Below are 1,658 nucleotides of genomic sequence, written 5' to 3'. Positions count from 1 at the left end.
CCCGCCGCCATGACTGGCAGGCTGCGAAGATTCCGGCTGGAACGCCAAACGGTCTTGGCGGGTCGGTGGCCCTGGCGGATCCGCCCGATGAGTCCATCGAAGAAGCCGAAGAATGGCTGTGGCTGCTGCACGATGATTCCGCTCCTGCCCCGGACGCGCTGTCGGAGCTGTTGGCCGCCGTCGAACGGGCTCCCGCCGTCACCGTGGCTGGCTGTAAGCAACTCGAATGGGACCATTTGCGCCGACTGATCGATGTTGGCTTATCCACGAGCGGCTGGGCCGAGCGCCTGTCCCTTATCGACGTCGATGAACTGGACCAGGGGCAGTACGACGGCCGCAGCGATGTCTTTGCGGTCAACTCGGCCGGCATGCTGGTGCGCCGCGACGTATGGGATGCGCTCGGCGGGTTCGACCATGCGCTCCCGGGAGCAGGCGACGACGTCGACTTCTGCTGGCGGAACCGGCTGGCCGGACACCGTGTGGTGGTCGTGCCCAGCGCCCGGATGCAGCACGTGGTGCGCCGTCCGCACGATATGGGCAGCCCCACGATTGCGCGCCGCGCGGAGGTGTACCTGCGGCTGAAACATGCGCCGCTGTGGAAGATGCCGTTCCTGGCCGCCGGCGCCCTGCTGGGCGGTATTATCAGGTTCGTTTTGAGCGTGATCGCGAAAGATCCCGCCTACGGAGCAGGCCAGTTGGTGGCCACACTGGCGTCGCTGCTGCGTCCCATTACTTTCCTTAAGGGACGACGCCGGGCCGCCCGCACCCGCCGCGTCTCCCGTACTGTCATCCGCGGTCTGCAAACACCGAGGCGGGAAGTCTGGTCGCACCGGCGCTCCCGGCTGGAGGCTTTCGACGCCCAGTACATCGTGGGCGAGGGCGACGGCGGCGGTGACCAAGGTTTGCAGAGCCCCACCGGCGGGTCGGACGATTTCGTCTCACTGGCTGCGCCCGCCCGGCGCTGGTCCGGGACAGGGGCCATCGCCGCGGCTTTGATCTTGACCGCCATATCGTTCTTTGGTTTGCACTGGTTGTTTGGTGCGCAGGCGATCGCGGGCGGTTCGCTGCTCCCGCTGTCACCAACCATGACGGCCATCTGGGAGAACGCATCGTCCTGGTGGATCGGGCTGGGTGCAGGTTTCGCCGGCCATGGCGATCCTTTCGACTACGTCCTGTGGCTGCTCGCGGCCGCGGGATTCGGCAACGGTTCAGCCGCGGTGCTGTGGCTGACCTTGCTGGCGCTGCCGCTGGCCGGTCTGGGTGCCTGGACTGCCGCCGGTGCACTCACGCAACGACCCCTGGTGCGGTTCTGGGCGGCACTGGTCTGGGCCGGTGTTCCAGCACTCCAGATCGCGCTGGGCAGTGGCCGACTGGGCGCATTACTGGCACACCTGCTGATTCCGTGGGTCGTGCTGGGTATGCTCCGCGCGGTGGGCGCCGCAGCAAAGCGCCGGTCGGAGGCGGCCAGCGGAACCAACAGGCAGACCGATCCGGCCGGGACACCCGGAACCAATGGCCGTCCGTCCTGGACCGCCGCTGCCGCTGCCGGTTTGGTGCTGGCGGCACTGACCGCGTCGGCGCCGACTCTGCTGCCGCTGGCAGTACTGGTGGTGATTGCCCTCAGCATCGGACTGCGCCGGCGGGCCAAGACGCTGTGG

General features: G+C 67.8%; 1 protein-coding gene. It reads left to right on the top strand.

What is annotated here, in order from left to right; translation table 11 throughout:
* Nucleotides 1-1,658 (top strand): glycosyltransferase family 2 protein (locus Y707_RS28955; protein WP_155852869.1); only part of this gene is annotated, 1,658 nt, incomplete at both ends.

The organism is Arthrobacter sp. H14 (genome assembly GCF_000520495.1).
Classification (GTDB): domain Bacteria; phylum Actinomycetota; class Actinomycetes; order Actinomycetales; family Micrococcaceae; genus Arthrobacter_C.
The sequence above is the reverse complement of the archived record's forward strand: the minus strand, read 5'-3'. Positions and strand labels throughout refer to the sequence as shown.